The organism is Paenibacillus sp. FSL L8-0644, assembly GCF_038008165.1.
Classification (GTDB): Bacteria; Bacillota; Bacilli; order Paenibacillales; family Paenibacillaceae; genus Paenibacillus; species Paenibacillus polymyxa_D.
Map to the genome: position 1 here is coordinate 1,850,756 of NZ_JBBOYN010000001.1, position 16,491 is coordinate 1,867,246.

General features: G+C 42.6%; 17 protein-coding genes. 14 read left to right on the forward strand and 3 right to left on the reverse strand.

Annotated elements, in window-relative coordinates:
• The first annotated feature begins 227 nt into the window (after window positions 1-227).
• The 8 genes from NSS94_RS08380 to NSS94_RS08415 all read left to right on the forward strand — a co-directional run bounded on the left by NSS94_RS08380 (window position 228) and on the right by NSS94_RS08415 (window position 6,713).
• The gene (locus NSS94_RS08380) at window positions 228-1,643 is read left to right on the forward strand and encodes a tetratricopeptide repeat protein (protein WP_039269864.1); all 1,416 of its coding nucleotides are present in this window, start codon (window positions 228-230) and stop codon (window positions 1,641-1,643) included.
• 549 nt (window positions 1,644-2,192) lie between these two features.
• A complete protein-coding gene (locus NSS94_RS08385) occupies window positions 2,193-2,792 on the forward strand; it encodes a C39 family peptidase (RefSeq protein ID WP_029516577.1) in 600 nt (199 codons plus the stop codon).
• Window positions 2,793-2,817: 25 nt separating this feature from the next.
• Window positions 2,818-3,603 (forward strand): LPXTG cell wall anchor domain-containing protein, encoded by a 786-nt coding sequence (locus tag NSS94_RS08390; protein WP_230584968.1) that lies wholly within the window; start codon window positions 2,818-2,820, stop codon window positions 3,601-3,603.
• 146 nt (window positions 3,604-3,749) lie between these two features.
• The gene (locus NSS94_RS08395; RefSeq protein WP_196245333.1) at window positions 3,750-3,974 is read left to right on the forward strand and encodes a hypothetical protein; all 225 of its coding nucleotides are present in this window, start codon (window positions 3,750-3,752) and stop codon (window positions 3,972-3,974) included.
• Window positions 3,975-4,096: 122 nt separating this feature from the next.
• The gene (locus NSS94_RS08400; RefSeq protein WP_165145185.1) at window positions 4,097-5,260 is read left to right on the forward strand and encodes a WXG100 family type VII secretion target; all 1,164 of its coding nucleotides are present in this window, start codon (window positions 4,097-4,099) and stop codon (window positions 5,258-5,260) included.
• A 13-nt stretch (window positions 5,261-5,273) separates the two neighbouring features.
• Window positions 5,274-5,525 carry a hypothetical protein gene (locus NSS94_RS08405; RefSeq protein WP_029516580.1) on the forward strand — a complete coding sequence of 84 codons (252 nt, stop codon included), beginning with the start codon at window positions 5,274-5,276 and terminating at the stop codon, window positions 5,523-5,525.
• A gap of 140 nt (window positions 5,526-5,665) precedes the next feature.
• Window positions 5,666-6,214 carry an RNA 2'-phosphotransferase gene (locus tag NSS94_RS08410; protein WP_029516581.1) on the forward strand — a complete coding sequence of 183 codons (549 nt, stop codon included), beginning with the start codon at window positions 5,666-5,668 and terminating at the stop codon, window positions 6,212-6,214.
• A 196-nt stretch (window positions 6,215-6,410) separates the two neighbouring features.
• Window positions 6,411-6,713, forward strand: a complete 303-nt coding sequence (locus NSS94_RS08415) for a YunC family protein (RefSeq protein ID WP_318626791.1) — start codon at window positions 6,411-6,413, stop codon at window positions 6,711-6,713.
• A gap of 149 nt (window positions 6,714-6,862) precedes the next feature.
• Here the strand turns inward: NSS94_RS08415 and mtnA are convergent, their stop codons facing one another.
• Both mtnA and mtnK read right to left on the reverse strand, forming a co-directional pair.
• A complete protein-coding gene (gene mtnA / locus NSS94_RS08420) occupies window positions 6,863-7,972 on the reverse strand; it encodes an S-methyl-5-thioribose-1-phosphate isomerase (protein WP_341039152.1) in 1,110 nt (369 codons plus the stop codon).
• Window positions 7,973-7,977: 5 nt separating this feature from the next.
• Window positions 7,978-9,201: an S-methyl-5-thioribose kinase gene (gene mtnK / locus NSS94_RS08425; protein ID WP_341039153.1), complete on the reverse strand. Its 1,224-nt coding sequence runs from the start codon at window positions 9,199-9,201 to the stop codon at window positions 7,978-7,980.
• A 312-nt stretch (window positions 9,202-9,513) separates the two neighbouring features.
• Here mtnK and NSS94_RS08430 point away from each other — a divergent pair, with 312 nt between their 5' ends.
• From NSS94_RS08430 to sufB, 6 genes are all read left to right on the forward strand, one after another.
• Entirely contained in the window at window positions 9,514-9,984 is a 471-nt protein-coding gene (locus NSS94_RS08430; RefSeq protein WP_013309551.1) for a Dps family protein, read from the forward strand.
• Window positions 9,985-10,374: 390 nt separating this feature from the next.
• Entirely contained in the window at window positions 10,375-11,157 is a 783-nt protein-coding gene (sufC, locus tag NSS94_RS08435) for a Fe-S cluster assembly ATPase SufC (RefSeq protein ID WP_029516585.1), read from the forward strand.
• Between the two features lie 23 nt (window positions 11,158-11,180).
• Window positions 11,181-12,485: a Fe-S cluster assembly protein SufD gene (sufD, locus tag NSS94_RS08440; RefSeq protein WP_025719242.1), complete on the forward strand. Its 1,305-nt coding sequence runs from the start codon at window positions 11,181-11,183 to the stop codon at window positions 12,483-12,485.
• Window positions 12,482-13,705 carry a cysteine desulfurase gene (locus NSS94_RS08445; RefSeq protein ID WP_029516586.1) on the forward strand — a complete coding sequence of 408 codons (1,224 nt, stop codon included), beginning with the start codon at window positions 12,482-12,484 and terminating at the stop codon, window positions 13,703-13,705. Before sufD ends, NSS94_RS08445 begins: the two co-directional genes overlap by 4 nt.
• A complete protein-coding gene (gene sufU / locus NSS94_RS08450; protein WP_013309555.1) occupies window positions 13,695-14,117 on the forward strand; it encodes a Fe-S cluster assembly sulfur transfer protein SufU in 423 nt (140 codons plus the stop codon). Before NSS94_RS08445 ends, sufU begins: the two co-directional genes overlap by 11 nt.
• Window positions 14,118-14,147: 30 nt before the next feature.
• On the forward strand, window positions 14,148-15,545 hold the full coding sequence (gene sufB / locus NSS94_RS08455; RefSeq protein ID WP_013309556.1) for a Fe-S cluster assembly protein SufB: 1,398 nt from the start codon (window positions 14,148-14,150) through the stop codon (window positions 15,543-15,545).
• Between the two features lie 56 nt (window positions 15,546-15,601).
• Here sufB and NSS94_RS08460 read toward each other — a convergent pair whose 3' ends face one another.
• Complete coding sequence (locus tag NSS94_RS08460) at window positions 15,602-16,231, reverse strand: site-specific integrase (RefSeq protein WP_256026147.1); 630 nt, start codon at window positions 16,229-16,231, stop codon at window positions 15,602-15,604.
• Window positions 16,232-16,491: the final 260 nt, after the last annotated feature.

Consider the following 16,491-nt stretch of genomic DNA (forward strand, 5'->3'; position numbering starts at 1 on the left):
ATTTTTTAAATAAACTATACATCAACATAAAGACGATATCCTTAATCATGAAATCATACGTAACTATCCCAAAAGGTATCTTGAGTACTATATGAAAGGTATATGATTTTATACCAAAAGATGGTACAATCAAGATCGTTAGAGCATTTTACTACTTGTTTCACAACTACATAATAATTTTTACTATGCATCGTATTGTGAGTCTACATTGAAAGGGTGGTTTATCGATGAAAATTACACCCACGATTAGAGCAGAATTGGAACAATATCTTAAACAAGAAGGCTTAAACCTATCGGAATTTGGACAAATTACAGGGATGAATAGGGGAATAATAAGTAGCATTGTAACAGGTAATAAATCTATGTCTATTAACCAGCTCGATCGTATTACTGAAGCTATGGGCTTACCAGAGGGTCACTTTTATGAATTGTTTATAGAAAATTACATCATTGATCATCCTCCAAATATGAGGCGAATCGAGCCGTTTTTGTATCGCTGTGCGGAGTTGGACAAGTTGGATGCGATCCGTCGAGTAGTGGGAGCCATCATGGACAATCTACTCTATTCACCCAAGCTATTTGAAATAGCGGAAGAATTGTTGTCGCAGGGACGACTAGAAGCGGCATTGATACTTTATGAGGGGGTAGCTGAAGCGGAGAGATATCAACATTCTGAACGCCTGGCAATCTGCCAATATCGTATTTTTAAAATTCAGATTAATGACGATCAAAATCAAAATGTTGGGGCGGCAGCCGTATTTGAAGCTTTTGTCGAAAGACTAGATGAAATAGACCAGCTTGACGCATTGAAGGATTTGGCTAACGTGTACAGATCATTGCGTAAATGGGATAAGGTTGATGAGATGGCGAGGAAAATGAGAGCTAAAGCCGAAATACAATGTACACTGAACCATCAACAGAACAGCCGAGAACAGATCGAATCTAGCGACAAGCTAAGTCGTCCCTTGTTTGTGTACATTGCTTATGCAGACTTGCTCTGTGCTAATGCATGTGAAGAGCAGGGTAATTATGAGCAGGCATTACACTATACATATGCCTACTCCAATTTAGATTGGGTTAGAGAGACCGATGAGGATACCCAGCACTGGATTGGTTTGTTTAAACATTGGTCACAAGCTAATATACTTGCATATAGGCTTTTATCTGGTGATGTGAGTGTGCTTCATGAATATCTAAACTTTATTGATGACTCATCAGATACGATTCAAGAAGATAGGGTAACTCAACTACTTAACATAATGACGGCGGCTAACCGTTATGAACTTGATTTAAACGATATACTTAAACGATTTGAAACAGAGATTGCGTCTTTATCTCAGCGACCATCATCAGATGATATGTATACCCAGCAAGTAATACCGGAATACTCTGCACTTTGTGGATATGAATTGGCTTATTATTATTTAGATCATGGGATGCACAATGATGGCTTTAATCATTTGTTTTGTGCAATGGTAAAAGCGCATATACTAAATAAGGAGACATATTTTATAAATTGTATGGGGTTGTTTGTGCGTTTCAAAGCCCATGCGGTATCTGAAACCAAAACAGAGTTTTACAATCTCATTGAAAAGGTGTGGTTAAACAATGTTGAAAAAAGTGGTAATGTTGATCGTTGTTAGTAGCTTTTTGTTCACCTTAGCTGTACCTATTTATCTGGATAGTCATGATGGAGGATTTCAAGTTTTTGCAACACATGGAGGAGCTTAAATACGAATTGATTTGAAAATTCGTTAAAACTGCACCCCTGAAATAGGTTTAATTACGGAACCCAATAGGCCAACGCAGGGGAACCTCAAAAATTCTATTATTAAATAATGTTCTATTCCAAGACCTACAACTAAAGTAGGTCTTCTTTATGATTTGTTCAAACTTTTTTTGTGAACTAATCCATTATTAACCAAGACGAGGATTTGAAGAAGGAGGTGCATTATGAAAAGGGACGACGGTTTACGTCAAAGGATGGGATACCTTCAACGTTGTGCGTAATTAAGGAAGTAGCAGGATACTGTTTTATTAAAATTGTTGATATTTTAACACTTACAGGAAAATGATTAATATAGTGCTGACTTACTATTTTTGCAATAATGTTGAATAAAATGTTATATTATTGTATTTTATGTATTATTATTGTATTGTATTCCAAATAAGAAAAAAGGAAGTGTCATTACATGAAAAAAATAAAAATGACAGCATTTGTGCTTATGGGGGTATTAGCACTTAGTGCTATCGCTCCATTAACATCAGCCCAAGAGATCAATTCAGACAAAATCACACCTAGTTACATAGATTACAAATCTCTTCCTGTGCCTTCGCATAAACAAGAGAAATCTAATTGGTGCTGGGCTGCTACTTCACAGATGGCTATAGAACATTTAGGTGGAAATAAAACTCAATCTCAAATTGTAAAATATATTAAAGGTAGCCTCGTAAATAAGGGAGGCACGGATAAGGAAGTAAAAAGCGCGTTAGCATATGGGGGGTTGAACTCTACAATTGATAAAGAGCCGATACCCTTTGGAACTATTATCTCTCAAATAAAAAGAAATCAACCGCAATTAGCACATATCGTGTGGAAGGACGACTCTGATCTTGGACATATGTATCTAATAAATGGATATTCCGATAATACAAATTTAGGATTTCAAAAAGTATATTACAAAGACCCTGCCGTTGGTGAGAAGATGGATAAAATAGATTACTATGATGGATTTGTTAATAATAGAGATTTTAGTTGGTACAGCACTATAAACGAAATTTATGTTAATTAAAACGAGACTAAGGAGGACTGATAAAATGTATAAAAAAATAATTGGTATTGCGTTTTCTTGTATCTTATTGTTACCTATAACCGTCTTAGCGGCAAATGAGGTTCCGAAAGAAGTTGAGCAATCTATTGAAAAGGATTTGGGGAATTTCAAAGATGATATTAGAAAGAATACAGGATTTAAAATAACAACTACTAAAGAAGCGGAAAATTTAACTCTTGATGAAGGTTTTAAGGTTTACACTGTTAATTCTAAAGCTGTTAGATCAGGGAATACAGATAGAGCTAATGACATTTTAAAATCTAAAGGGTACTTATTTTCCATAAAAAGTGGACAACAAAATAATGGTATTGTTTTTTCAGAAGATGGGAAAAGAATACGATCAGCTTATAGTGATCTTGAGTTTCCGAGTCAATTCGAAGAAGCAAAGAAATTGATTGGCTACGATGAAAGCAGCAAACTGATATATGATGATCGACTGGCTACGGTTGCTCTAATTTCTGATATAGATGGGAAGGAAGTTGTGGTTCCTCTTAGAGAGAGCGTATACATGGAATTTAAGCCATTGAAAGTATACAATTTACAGGAGTTTGTAGAGTTTCTATCTGCCAATGAGAAGGCTCGGCAAGAAGCTTCTGAAAAAAATGATTCAGATGAACTGATCTCTGGGGGGAGTCCATCTAATCTAAACTCGACTACTTCGCAGCTCATTACAAGCAAAATCAGCACAGAAAAAGTGTCACTATTTTCTATTGCCGGGTTAGCAATTATTGGTGGCATTTTTTTCGTAATTAAAAGAAGAAAAAAGTTATAGATTAATCTTGTATACAATAAACTGTGTAATAGTTTTGATATAATTAGACGGCTTGGCGGGCTGGAATTATCTATTTAAATTCAACTCAGATAATGAAGTGTTGTAGGTGGCTAGATGGATATTCCGTCTAGCCTTTTTGATTTGTGTTGAGTTGGAAAGAATCTGGAGTGAGGGATGGGAGCGCCAATCTAGAAGGGAATAATCAGCATACATATGAAAGTGCTGAGCAAAATAATTTTGGTCAGCAAAAAACACAGGCTGATATTGCACATGAGTTAAATATAACAACTCAGCAACTAAGAAACTACAAAAAACTCCTTACGCTTATCCCTGGGTTGCAAGATATGGTTGAAGATCATGGCACGTTTTAAGTCTTTAGACGTAGGTAGAAAGGTTAATCCTTCATATAACAATTAGGAATTAAGTTCATTTTCCATAAATCGGAATAGTGTTACTATGTCATAACGAATTCATGACTAGAGGTAACTAACCTATGACAACTATTAAAGTGACGCCTGAGCAACTTATGACTATCTCCAAGCAGTTTGAGTTAGCACAGCAAACGGCAACTCAAGTGAATAGCAATTTAGTAAAACAAATTTCATCTATGGGACAATTGTGGGAAGGACTGACTAAAGAGCACTTTTACTATTCCTTCCAGACCTCTCAGAAGAATATGAATGACTTTGTTACCCTGATGGATTCTATTGCTAGGGAGTTACGTCACCATGCAGATAAATTCAGATTAGCAGATCTGATGGAAACAGGTAACATTGATGCAAGTTGTTTACCACCTCCACCGAATTCATGTGCTGTTCCTGCTCCAGATACACGAAATGCATTCCAGAAATCGGTAGATAGCTTAACTGAACTAGGTCAGGATTTTGTAGATGCTAATTCAGTACGTTATGAGAAAAAGTTTGATTCGGTTTGGAGCTTCTTAGATTATATGTCGTATGGTATTCCAAAAGGAATGTATCAAGGGTACATGGAACGAGCAGCTAAACAAAACGATTCGTGGAATGACATGCTCAATTTCAGTACATTTGGAATAACGGGTATGATTCAGGGCGCATTTAATCCTACCAATGCGTGGTCAAAGGAACATTGGGCTAATATGATTGGTACAGCAGGATTGTTTGGAGGAGTCAGCTCAGTTATTAAGCCTAAAATTGGTTTGAAACCATCTATTCAGTATGAGATTCCGAAGAATAATACGAGTTCCAGCTTACGGAATTCAATAGAATCTGAATCTAAAACAGAAGTACAAACAGGTGGGAGAAACGATCTTTCAATTGATGAATATTTTCGTAGAGAAGCTGAAGCAGATGAGATGTATGATCAAATCAGAGCTTCAGATAGTGATGTAAGAGCAATAGCTGAGAATTCTGGAATGAAGGAAAGTAGGATTCAAAGAATCAAAGAACACGTTTTCATAAAAGAACACATAAAATCAAGTGGTTATGGCAGATTTCATTCTGATTACGAAATAGCTCAAGCATGGGATAGATTACAAAAAGGGATACAAACAGAAAAAGATATGGATTTGCTTAACCATGAATTGTTTGAATCTAGATTTGAGGGTATATTTAAAACAGACTATGAGACTGCTCATAACGCTGCGGTAAGGTCGGGTCGTCCATGGGAAATAGAATAGAGGAGATTTTATAATGGGAGCATTTGTTTTACTTTTTAAAGAACATGAAGATGATACAGTAGTTATTTATAAATATGGTCCAAACGAACACACTATGGGGAAAATTCAATTAAACAAGGATACTAAGCTGTTCTCTGAAATTGAACCTTTACCAGATTCGAATCATTCAAACAAATTTTATTTTGATAGGGCTGCACAGCGGATGGCACGTTGCTTCGTTAAAGAAGGTGGTATATTTCCTGACAAGATGACATTTGAATCATAAAGTAGCTTCAGGAATACGAACCGAGCTTGCTCCATTGATAATAAAATGAGAGTAAGCTTTTTTCATTGCAATCTATCTGATTAAAGAGGAAAATTTTTATCCACCCTAGAATTAAGAGACGATTTTAGAAGGAGCATATCATGTTAACGTCAAAACAAGAAGAGAGCCTTAGTAAATTTATGAGTAAGATTCTTAGGCATACACCAGAACAGTTTGGTCTTGAGCTAGACCATGAGGGTTATTGTGACATTCAAGAACTGATTCAAGGAATAAGATCAGAGAATAGATGGTCTGACGTAAGCGAGTCGGATATCAAGCAAGTAGTAAGCCATTGTCCAAAACAAAGATATGAGATTGTTAATGGGTACATAAGAGCTAATTATGGGCACAGTGCAGGCAGATTGGATTATAAGGAGGCCACTCCACCAACCATTCTCTATCACGGTACAAACACAAAGGTAATCCATAACATTTTTACTGAAGGAATTAAGCCAATGGGCAGAAAGTATGTACATCTGTCTGAAGCCCTTGAGTTTGCAATTCTGGCAGGTAAAAGACGTGGGGAACTGGTGATCCTTGAAGTAGATACAGAAAAGGCATTGGCTAATCAAGTGAAGTTTTATAAAGCCAACCACGGTGTTTGGCTTGCCGACCTTGTGCCGCCACAGTACTTAAAAAAGTTTGAATAAAGCGTAACCCAGACCGTTAATGATGATCACCGAGACTAGATGAGAAAAAATTCGTCTGGTCTTTTTGATATCGTCTATTTTGCTGTACATACATTCCCCTCCTAATATTTTGAATGTATCCACGAGTGTCCACACTTACCCGCAAATGCCGCATAAAATATCCCGGATGAACAAAGAGGAGGTGCATGAAATCACCATGATACACATGGAACCTATTCAAGTGGGTGAGCATACATTTATCGGAGTCGAGGTCAAACTGCCTAAAACAACGCTGTTAACGATTTCTAACTCCCGTGGCTACATCATGTGTGGTGCGCTGGATGTTGGATTGCTCAATGAACGGCTGGCGGATCGGAAAATCCTGGCCGCACGAGCTGTGGGGGTAAAAACACTAAAGGAACTGTTGGAAGCGCCGATGGAGTCAGTGACGGCAGAAGCCGAGCAACTGGGGATTAAACCAGGGATGCCAGGCTATGAAGCACTATTGAAACTGGTGTAGTGAAGCCTAATGTGCAATGTTGCATAAAAGTAGAGGAACAAGAACCGAAAAAAACCGGACTTTTTGGCTCCGGTTTTTTTCTATGAAAAGTTACACTCTATCGAGCAGACTATTCGGCTTTATACGAACGGTATGATCTGCAAGAACGATTAATCGGCAAACAAAGCGGGGAGGTTGTCGCTAAAGGGTGCTTGGACAATTCCTTTTTCGGTAATGATGGCGGTAATGTACTCATGAGGTGTAACGTCGAAAGCCGGGTTGTAGACCTTGATGCCCTGCGGGGCAGTCCTTTTACCAAAGCTTTCGGTAACTTCCTCCGCAGAACGCTCCTCAATCGGAATATCTGCGCCTGTTGCGGTCTGCAAATCAATGGTAGATAGTGGCGAAGCGACATAAAAAGGAATGCCATGCGCCTTCGCTAACACGGCTAGGCTATAGGTGCCGATTTTGTTGGCGACATCGCCATTAGCAGCGACTCTATCTGTGCCGACAATAACAGCCTGTACCCATCCTTTGGACATCACCATGCCCGCCATATTGTCACAGAGCAGGGTGACATCAATGCCTGCCTGCTGAAGCTCGAAAGCGGTCAGGCGCGCTCCCTGCAGCACGGGACGGGTTTCGTCGGCAAATACTTTGAGTTGGATGCCGTTCTCCTGCGCAAGGTACATCGGCGCGAGCGCTGTTCCGTATTTGGCTGTCGCCAATCCGCCTGCATTGCAGTGAGTAAGTACGCCCATCCCGTCCTCGAACAGAGGTAAAGCATGGATGCCGATCTGGCGGCATACTTCCTCATCCTCTGCCTGAATGGCTATGGCTTCACGCTCCAGCCCGGCATTCCAGTCTTCGACCTGACTTCCGCTAGCTTCAACGATGAGTTCCCCGGCTCGCTTCTTCATGCGATCCAACGCCCAGAACAGATTTACGGCAGTTGGCCGTGAAGTAGCCAAATGTCCGCACACGTCGTGTACATGCTGCAGCCACCCAGCAGCGTCGGTGTCGTCGTAGGCGGTAGCTCCTAGCACAACGCCGTAGGCCGCAGCCATCCCGATGGCGGGCGCACCGCGTACCTTCATGGCATGTATGCCATCCCATACTTCCTCGACCGTGAATAAATCTAGCATGACAATCGTTTCGGGTAGCAGACGCTGATCCAATATGGACAAGCGGTTGCCTTTCCACACCAGCGAAGATAGAGCCTGACCGGACACTGTAGCTTTTCCGGAGGTTACGGGGGCCGCTTCTTTCTGTTCACTCATATTCATTAAGCTCCTTTAGTTTGGGCAGCTGTTGCTGTCCGAACAATGTCTCCCAGTTCCCGAATCGAATGAAGCCCGCGATTGCGAAGAACCAAGGATTTACCGATAGATAACGCCAGACGTTCCGCAGCTTCCTTGAGGTCAGGATCGGCTATTGTCTCGATATCTGCCACATGCGACAGGCTGATGATACGGCGGATCACTTTGCACCCTGCAAAACCAATCGTATCTTGCAGTACTTTCTGGAGATACAAGTCCTGATATCCCGCTGTACGTGCCATATGATCGGTGACATGCTCGTCCCACAGTTTGCGGAACCTACGCTCAAACTGCTCCCATACCTGAATGGCAGTCTCCAGAACCCAGTCGCGCCTTTCTTTTAGAGCCTTCTCACCAGAGGTCCATCCGGGCTGTGCAGCGTAGTTCAACAGCAGATTGGCGATCACCGCTCCGATATCAAAGCCCATGGGTCCGTAGTAGGAAAATTCAGGATCAATGACTTTAGTTGATTCGGTCGTTACAAAAATGCTACCAGTATGAAGGTCACCGTGCAGAAGCGCTTCGGTTCGTGTCAAAAACTTTTCTCGCAGCAAAGCCACTTCCAGATGAAGCGCTTGATCTGTACGGAGTGCCTCTGCTTCGTCTTCGATGTACGCACCATAGTTGTTATTATCTGAGAACCGATACGGTTCATCCAGAATCAGATCCTCAGTTATTTTGCAGAGATCCGGGTTGATAAAACGTTTGACTAGGTCTTTTTTATCCTGCTGATTCATGCCCAAATCTGAGGTGAAGAAGAGCGTGCGTGCCAGAAACTCCCCAATATGATTAGCGAAATATGGATATGTGTTTCCTTCTATTAGTCCCTTGCGCATGATGGTGTGGGAGCTAAGATCCTCCATTACGGTCAATGCAAGCTCATCGTCATACGCCAGTATCGCAGGAACCAATTCGGGGCAAATGTGGTGCTCCTGCTGAAGTGCCTCGCGTTCAATACGGGCACGATCCAGTGAGAGCGGCCAGGATTCACCCACAATTTTTACATAAGGAAGTGCCTGCTTGGCAATGATACTCTTGTTAGATTCAGAATCCGTAATATGAAAAACCAGATTTAGGTTACCATCACCGATTTCCCGGCATTCCAGACGAGCTTCCTGACTAAAAAATCCGGGGATGTTCTTCACGAATTCGATTGCTTCTTCAGTCGTTAAAGGATGATATTGGGACAACGAAGTCACCTCCATAAATTGTGCACATGTAAATAGTCTGGAAATATCACAATATTAAACCAAGTATTTTGATAGGATAGAGAAAGTATAACGAAAATCATTGAAGTTTTGTACATTTTTTTTATGGAGGATCGAAAGAGGGAGAAAGGAGAACTCTTCTTTTTGTTTCGTTTCCGTATAGAGAGGGTAAGTATGAAACAGACGTCCGGCAGGTGATTAGGATGGCCGCTGGCGTCTTACCGCCAGCAATGACGGTGATGGATACGTAAACGTTCCTGAAAATCAATTTGATGAAAAAGGAAGGGATTTATGATGGCTAAAACAACAAGTAACTCGAAAAATACGCAAACCAAATCGGTGGAGGAACTTTTAAACCGTCAAGTCGCTAACCTCAATGTGTTATATGTAAAAATTCATAACTATCACTGGTATGTGAAAGGCTCCAGTTTCTACACACTCCATGTTAAATTTGAAGAGTTATACAATGAAGTGACATTGAAAATGGATGAGATCGCCGAGCGTTTGCTCGCGTTGAAAGGTTCACCTTCCGCAACGTTGAAGGAATACCTGGAGCTGTCGTCGATTCAGGAAGCAACCGGCAACGAAGATGCTCCCAAGATGGTACAAACCTTGATCGAGGATTTTGCAACGGTATGCGAGGAGTTTCAGGAAGGTATTGAACTGGCGGAAAGCAATTCCGACCAGCCAACTGCAGATTTGCTGATCGGCTATAAAGCGGATCTGGAGAAACATATGTGGATGCTTCGCTCTTATTTGGGCTAATTGTAGTGATGGGATTACGCTTTGAAATAAACTTTTTACATGTAAAACGCTACTGACGTCATGCTGTCAGTAGCGTTTTTGTGGCTGAAAAGAGATCATGCATCTCATGTTTTTTGTACAAATTTATAATTATATAAACATTCGCAGGATGTATTTTGCCATTTGTGTGCTTGGTAGGGTGAACATTTTATGAAGAAAGTTGGATAACGTGTGTCTGTTGGTTGCACCCTTCAAGATATTTATTATAAAATAACTTGAGAATCATTGAGAATCAGTTTAGAATGATTATAAATAAATTTTTAAATATTACTTGAAATCAGGGGGCTCCCCTGTTTAAATATACTTTCTGATTTCGACACCACACTACATTTTTTGGAGGGTATTGCGAATATGGCTACAAACTTTAAGATTGAAGGTCTCAAAGCGACCATTGAAGGCAAGGAAATTTTGAAAGGTATTAACCTCGAAATGAAGGGCGGAGAAATCCATGCCATCATGGGTCCTAACGGTACGGGTAAAAGTACACTTGCGTCTGCTTTGATGGGTCATCCAAAATATGAAGTCACAGATGGTAAAGTAACTTTGGATGGAGAAGACGTGCTGGATATGGAAGTGGATGAGCGTGCACGTGCAGGATTGTTCTTGGCGATGCAGTACCCGAGTGAAATTGCAGGGGTAACGAACTCCGACTTTTTGCGTAGTGCGATCAACGCGCGCCGTGAAGAAGGACAAGAAATCTCCTTGATTAAGTTTATCCGTCAAATGGAAAGCAAAATGAAAGAGCTTGAAATGAACCCTGAGTTTGCTCACCGGTACCTGAACGAAGGCTTCTCTGGTGGTGAGAAAAAACGGAATGAAATTTTGCAAATGATGATGATTGATCCGAAAATTGTCATTCTTGATGAAATCGACTCCGGTCTGGATATCGATGCTTTGAGAATCGTGGCTAACGGTGTGAACGCCATGCGTTCCGAAGATCGTGGTTTCCTCGTGATTACTCACTACCAACGTCTGTTAAACTACGTTAAACCAGATTATGTACATGTAATGATGCAAGGACGTATCGTTAAATCCGGGGGTCCTGAGCTTGCTGAGCGTCTGGAAGCAGACGGTTATGACTGGATCAAGGAAGAGCTGGGTATCGTTGATGAAACTGTAGGACAAGAGGCGTAAGCCGGAAGCGAGGAGGAAAACTGATGACAACACAAACAATCCTTCCGGTAGATTCCGAGCAACTGCGTGTTCTGTCCGAACGTAACGGCGAGCCATCTTGGCTGGCTGAAGACAGACAAAAAGCACTTGAGCTTGCAGGCAAACTGGAGCTTCCGGTATTTGAAAAAACAAAAATCGAACGTTGGAAATTAAACGATTACGGTCAACATAAACAGAGCGAGGTCATTGCATCGGTAGGGCAGGTTCCTGCAGCCATTGCTGATCTGGTCAAAGAGCAACAGGAGGGCGGTCTGATTATTCAGCGCAACTCCGGCGCGGTATACGTGAAGCTGAGCGAGGAATTGGCGGCGCAAGGCGTCATTTTCACGGATTTACAAACAGCGGTTAAAGAGCATGCTGATTTGGTTAAAGCTCATCTGAACACAGTGATTAAGGCAGAAGAGAATTCATTATCTGCATTGCACGCAGCACTCTGGAACGGTGGAGTATTTGCTTATGTGCCTAAAAATGTAGAACTGAACGTTCCGCTTCAAGCTGTATTCCTGACAGACGATGCGACTGCAACGTTTGCGCCGCATGTGCTGCTTATTGTCGAAAGTCATAGTTCCGTGACGTACGTAGACAACTATGTATCTGCGGATTTGGCGGCACCTGTTCTTCATAACGGTGCGGTAGAAGTTGTTGCAAATGCTGGGGCTAAAGTTCGCTATGCGACAGTCCATCAGTTTGGAGAGCAAGTAACGGATATTTCAATTCGTCGTGCCACGTTGGGAAATGACGCAGCTATCGAATGGATTGTGGGCGAAATGAACAACGGCAATACAGCAAGCAATACCATGTCCGTGCTCAAAGGCAATGGCTCCAATTCGGATGCCAAGATCATTGCTGTAGGTTCCGGCTCACAAAAGCTGAACTATACGACACAAGCACAGCATTTCGGCAAAAATTCCGCCAGTCAGATGATTACGCGCGCAGTGATGCGTGAAGAAGCGTCTTCCATCATTAACGGAATTACAAAAATTGAAAAAGGTGCTACCAAAGCAGATGGTCAGCAAACAGAACGTGTTCTGATGCTCAGCCCGAAAGCTCGTGGTGACGCTAACCCAATCCTGCTGATTGATGAAGATGATGTAACAGCAGGTCACGCAGCATCGGTTGGTCAGGTTAACCGTGAACAAGTGTATTACTTGATGTCCCGCGGGATTAGCCGTGCAGAAGCTGAGCGTCTGATTATTTATGGCTTCTTGGCACCTGTCGTATCTGAGATTCCGCTCGAAGGACTTCAACATCAGCTGCAAAGCCTTGTTGAAAGGAAGTTAGGCCAATGAATACTGCATTGATCCGTGAACAATTCCCGATTTTACATCAGGAGATTAACGGTCATCCGCTGGTTTATTTGGATAATGCGGCTACTTCGCAAAAACCGCTGGCGGTCATCGAGGCGATCAAGCACTACTACGAATATGATAACTCAAATGTTCACCGTGGTGTGCATACCTTGGGTAGCCGGGCGACGGATGCTTATGAAGGTGCGCGGGAGAAGGTAGCTCGCTTTCTGAATGCCAAGCGCAGTCAGGAAATTATTTTTACACGCGGAACAACAACGGCGCTAAATCTGGTGGCTTCTTCTTATGGTAGAGCTAACTGTAAGGAGGGTGATGAAATTGTCATCACACAAATGGAGCATCACAGTAATCTGATTCCGTGGCAACAGGTAGCCAAAGCCACAGGCGCAACTTTAAAATATATTCCACTTCAAGAGGATGGTAGCGTTGATCTTGCTGATGTGGAGAATACTATTACAGAAAACACCAAAATTGTAGCGATTGCGCATGTCTCCAATGTGCTTGGTGTTGTGAACCCTGTCAAAGAGATTGCAGCTATTGCGCATCGCAAAGGCGCAGTTATCGTTATAGACGGTGCACAAAGCACACCACATATGAAAGTAGACGTGCAAGACATCGATGCTGACTTTTATGCCTTTTCGGGTCACAAAATGTGTGCGCCTACTGGGATCGGGGCACTGTACGGCAAGAAGGCGCTGCTGGAAAATATGGAGCCCATTGAGTTCGGCGGGGAAATGATCGACGATGTGGGATTGTATGAATCCACATGGAAGGAGCTGCCTTGGAAATTCGAAGGTGGAACTCCGATTATCGCTGGAGCTGTTGGTTTGGGAGCTGCTATTGATTTTCTGGAAAGCATCGGAATGGACGCCATTGCACAGCATGAGAGCCGTTTGTCCAACTATGCCCTCAAACGTCTCCGTGAAGTGGAGGGGTTGACGATATACGGACCGGCAGAACGTCATGTTGGGCTCGTAACATTCAACCTGGATGATGTGCATCCGCATGATGTAGCTACTGTACTGGATAGCAAAGGGGTGGCTGTACGTGCGGGACATCATTGCTGCCAGCCATTGATGCGCTGGCTGAAAGCCAGTGCAACTGCACGTGCTAGCTTTTATCTCTATAACACGGAAGAAGAAGTCGACGCTCTGGTTAGCGCCTTAATCCAAACAAAGGAGTATTTTGGCGATGCAACTTGATGACTTGTACCGACGCGTGATTATGGATCATTATAAAAATCCGCGCAATCGCGGACGTTTTGAGGATGATGCCGTTACGGTGGATTTGAATAATCCTACGTGTGGTGACCGGATTTCCCTTCAACTCAAAACGAAAGATGGCGTGGTCGAAGATGCCCGTTTTACTGGTGAAGGCTGCTCGATTAGTATGTCCTCAGCTTCAATGATGACAGAAGCGGTCAAAGGAAAAACGATTGATCAGGCATTGGATATGGCAAGCCGCTTCTCTTCTTTAATGAAGGGGGAAGCCGTCGAATTTGATGATTATGAAGAACTGGAAGCTTTGTCAGGCGTAAATAAGTTCCCGGCCCGCATCAAATGTGCGACACTGGCTTGGAACGCGCTGCGCAAAGGGATTGATGAAGATAAATAATTTAAATAGAACAGAGGAGGTTTGAGAAACATGGCCAAGAAAGCACCGGAAATGGAAGAGTATAAATACGGCTTTCGTGACGAGCACAAGTCCATTTTCCAAACAGGTAAGGGTCTCACTCCGGAAATCGTAAAGGAAATCTCCAAAATTAAGGATGAGCCAGAGTGGATGCTGGAGTTTCGTCTGAAGGCACTGAAGCAGTTTGAAAAAATGCCAATGCCAAACTGGGGCGGAGATATGGATGAACTGGATTTCAACGATATCCAGTACTATGTAAGACCTTCCGAGAAACAAGGAAAGACGTGGGAAGAGGTTCCTACGGAAATTAAAGAAACCTTTGATAAACTGGGTATTCCTGAGGCGGAGCAAAAGTTTTTGGCTGGTGTATCCGCACAGTATGAATCCGAGGTTGTCTACCACAGTATGCAAAAGGAACTGGAAGATCAGGGCGTTATTTTCATGGATACCGATACGGCGTTGCGTGAGCATCCTGAGATTCTGAAAGAGTATTTTGCAACAGTTGTACCTCCTGCGGACAATAAGTTCGCAGCACTGAACAGTGCGGTATGGTCAGGCGGGAGCTTCATCTATGTACCAAAAGGTGTGAAATGTGAAGTTCCATTGCAGGCTTACTTCCGTATCAACTCGGAAAACATGGGTCAATTTGAGCGTACGCTCATAATTGCTGACGAAGACAGCTTTGTGCATTATGTAGAAGGCTGTACGGCTCCGATTTACAGCACGAACTCGCTGCATAGTGCCGTGGTCGAAATTATTTGTAAGAAGAACGCACGCGTTCGTTATACAACGATCCAGAACTGGGCACCAAACATCTATAACCTGGTAACCAAACGTGCGGTTGCAGAAGAAAACGCAACGATGGAATGGGTCGATGGTAACATCGGTTCCAAGTTGACGATGAAGTATCCAGCCGTTGTATTGAAAGGCCGTGGAGCGAAAGGGATGGTCCTGTCCATCGCTGTTGCAGGCAAAGGCCAGCATCAGGATGCAGGTGCGAAAATGATCCACTTAGCACCAGACACCACGTCCACCATTGTATCCAAGTCGATCAGTAAGCACGGCGGTAAAGTAACGTATCGCGGATTAGCTTCATTCGGTCGTCAGGCTCAAGGTGCAAAATCCAATATCAAGTGTGATACGTTGATTTTGGATAATCAATCAACCTCAGATACTATTCCTTATAATGAAATCATGAATGATGACATCACGCTTGAGCACGAAGCAACGGTTTCCAAGGTATCGGAAGATCAGCTGTTCTATCTGATGAGCCGTGGTTTGACTGAAGCAGAGGCAACGCAAATGATCGTTATGGGCTTTATTGAGCCATTCACAAAAGAACTGCCGATGGAATATGCGGTTGAGATGAATCGTTTGATCAAGTTCGAAATGGAAGGTAGTATTGGTTAACGGAACAGCTAAGCGTATCGGCTATTCTTGGTTTTATTTATTGGTCATGATACCGATTAGTCGAATACGCTCATTGCTTCACGCTTTCTTTCGACGTAAAGGTGCCCGTAGGTGTTGGCTGTTTGCTTGATGTCGTCGTGTCGCATCAGTTCCTTTACGAGATAGATATATACACCTTTGTTAATCAGGTAAGATGCGTAGCTGTGACGTAAGTCATGAATTCGCAGTTCAGGAAAAACGCGTTTAAAATGTTTGCGAAAGTGTGAATAGTGGTATGGGGCCACTATACCGAATACAAACATATCATTATTGAATCCGTAGTTTTTCTCTGCGGATTCTTTTTTTATGCGTTCCAGCATTTCGCCTATAAAGGCAGGAAACGGAACATAACCTACACTGCCCTTAGTTTTGGTCGTAGTGATTTTGCGTGTGATTATATCAAGTGTTTTGTTTACGTGGAGCAGATTCTTTTCAAAGTCCATATCTGACCACTTTACTGCAAGTCCTTCTCCTACTCGTAAACCCGTGTAAAACAGTAATCTAGCCAACTCCTGGTAGTGTAGATGCTCAAGACCCTTAACCCGATGGTCAAAATCCTCACGTCTTATGAAATTAATATTCGGTCGCACTCGCTGAATTGAACCGGCCGCCAGAGTGGGATCAACTTTAACCCGAACTATTTCCACGACGAAGGATTGACCCTGGCTGTATATGATCGACCGCCTGTAAAGGTTGAAATCCCTGATCCCTACCAAAGTTATTCTGCTTTTCAAGGAGGAGGTAAAGGTGAGTGAACGGACATATAAGCTATAAAAGGGCGATCAGGTTGTAATACACGGTTGCTATGAAGCCAGTAAGGAGAAGTACAAGGATAAGGTATGGACAGTAGAATCTGAGCCTTGGGACTTGGGACTTGTGTGGTTCGGAGGTTGTGCGGCTTGAAGGG

Coding starts and splice junctions, on each gene's coding strand:
- NSS94_RS08380 (WP_039269864.1), top strand. CDS start 228: ATGAAAATTACACCCACGATTAGAGCAGAATTGGAACAATATCTTAAA.
- NSS94_RS08385 (WP_029516577.1), top strand. CDS start 2,193: ATGAAAAAAATAAAAATGACAGCATTTGTGCTTATGGGGGTATTAGCA.
- NSS94_RS08390 (WP_230584968.1), top strand. CDS start 2,818: ATGTATAAAAAAATAATTGGTATTGCGTTTTCTTGTATCTTATTGTTA.
- NSS94_RS08400 (WP_165145185.1), top strand. CDS start 4,097: ATGACAACTATTAAAGTGACGCCTGAGCAACTTATGACTATCTCCAAG.
- NSS94_RS08405 (WP_029516580.1), top strand. CDS start 5,274: ATGGGAGCATTTGTTTTACTTTTTAAAGAACATGAAGATGATACAGTA.
- NSS94_RS08410 (WP_029516581.1), top strand. CDS start 5,666: ATGTTAACGTCAAAACAAGAAGAGAGCCTTAGTAAATTTATGAGTAAG.
- NSS94_RS08415 (WP_318626791.1), top strand. CDS start 6,411: ATGATACACATGGAACCTATTCAAGTGGGTGAGCATACATTTATCGGA.
- mtnA (WP_341039152.1), bottom strand. CDS start 7,972: ATGAGTGAACAGAAAGAAGCGGCCCCCGTAACCTCCGGAAAAGCTACA.
- NSS94_RS08430 (WP_013309551.1), top strand. CDS start 9,514: ATGGCTAAAACAACAAGTAACTCGAAAAATACGCAAACCAAATCGGTG.
- sufC (WP_029516585.1), top strand. CDS start 10,375: ATGGCTACAAACTTTAAGATTGAAGGTCTCAAAGCGACCATTGAAGGC.
- sufD (WP_025719242.1), top strand. CDS start 11,181: ATGACAACACAAACAATCCTTCCGGTAGATTCCGAGCAACTGCGTGTT.
- NSS94_RS08445 (WP_029516586.1), top strand. CDS start 12,482: ATGAATACTGCATTGATCCGTGAACAATTCCCGATTTTACATCAGGAG.
- sufU (WP_013309555.1), top strand. CDS start 13,695: ATGCAACTTGATGACTTGTACCGACGCGTGATTATGGATCATTATAAA.
- sufB (WP_013309556.1), top strand. CDS start 14,148: ATGGCCAAGAAAGCACCGGAAATGGAAGAGTATAAATACGGCTTTCGT.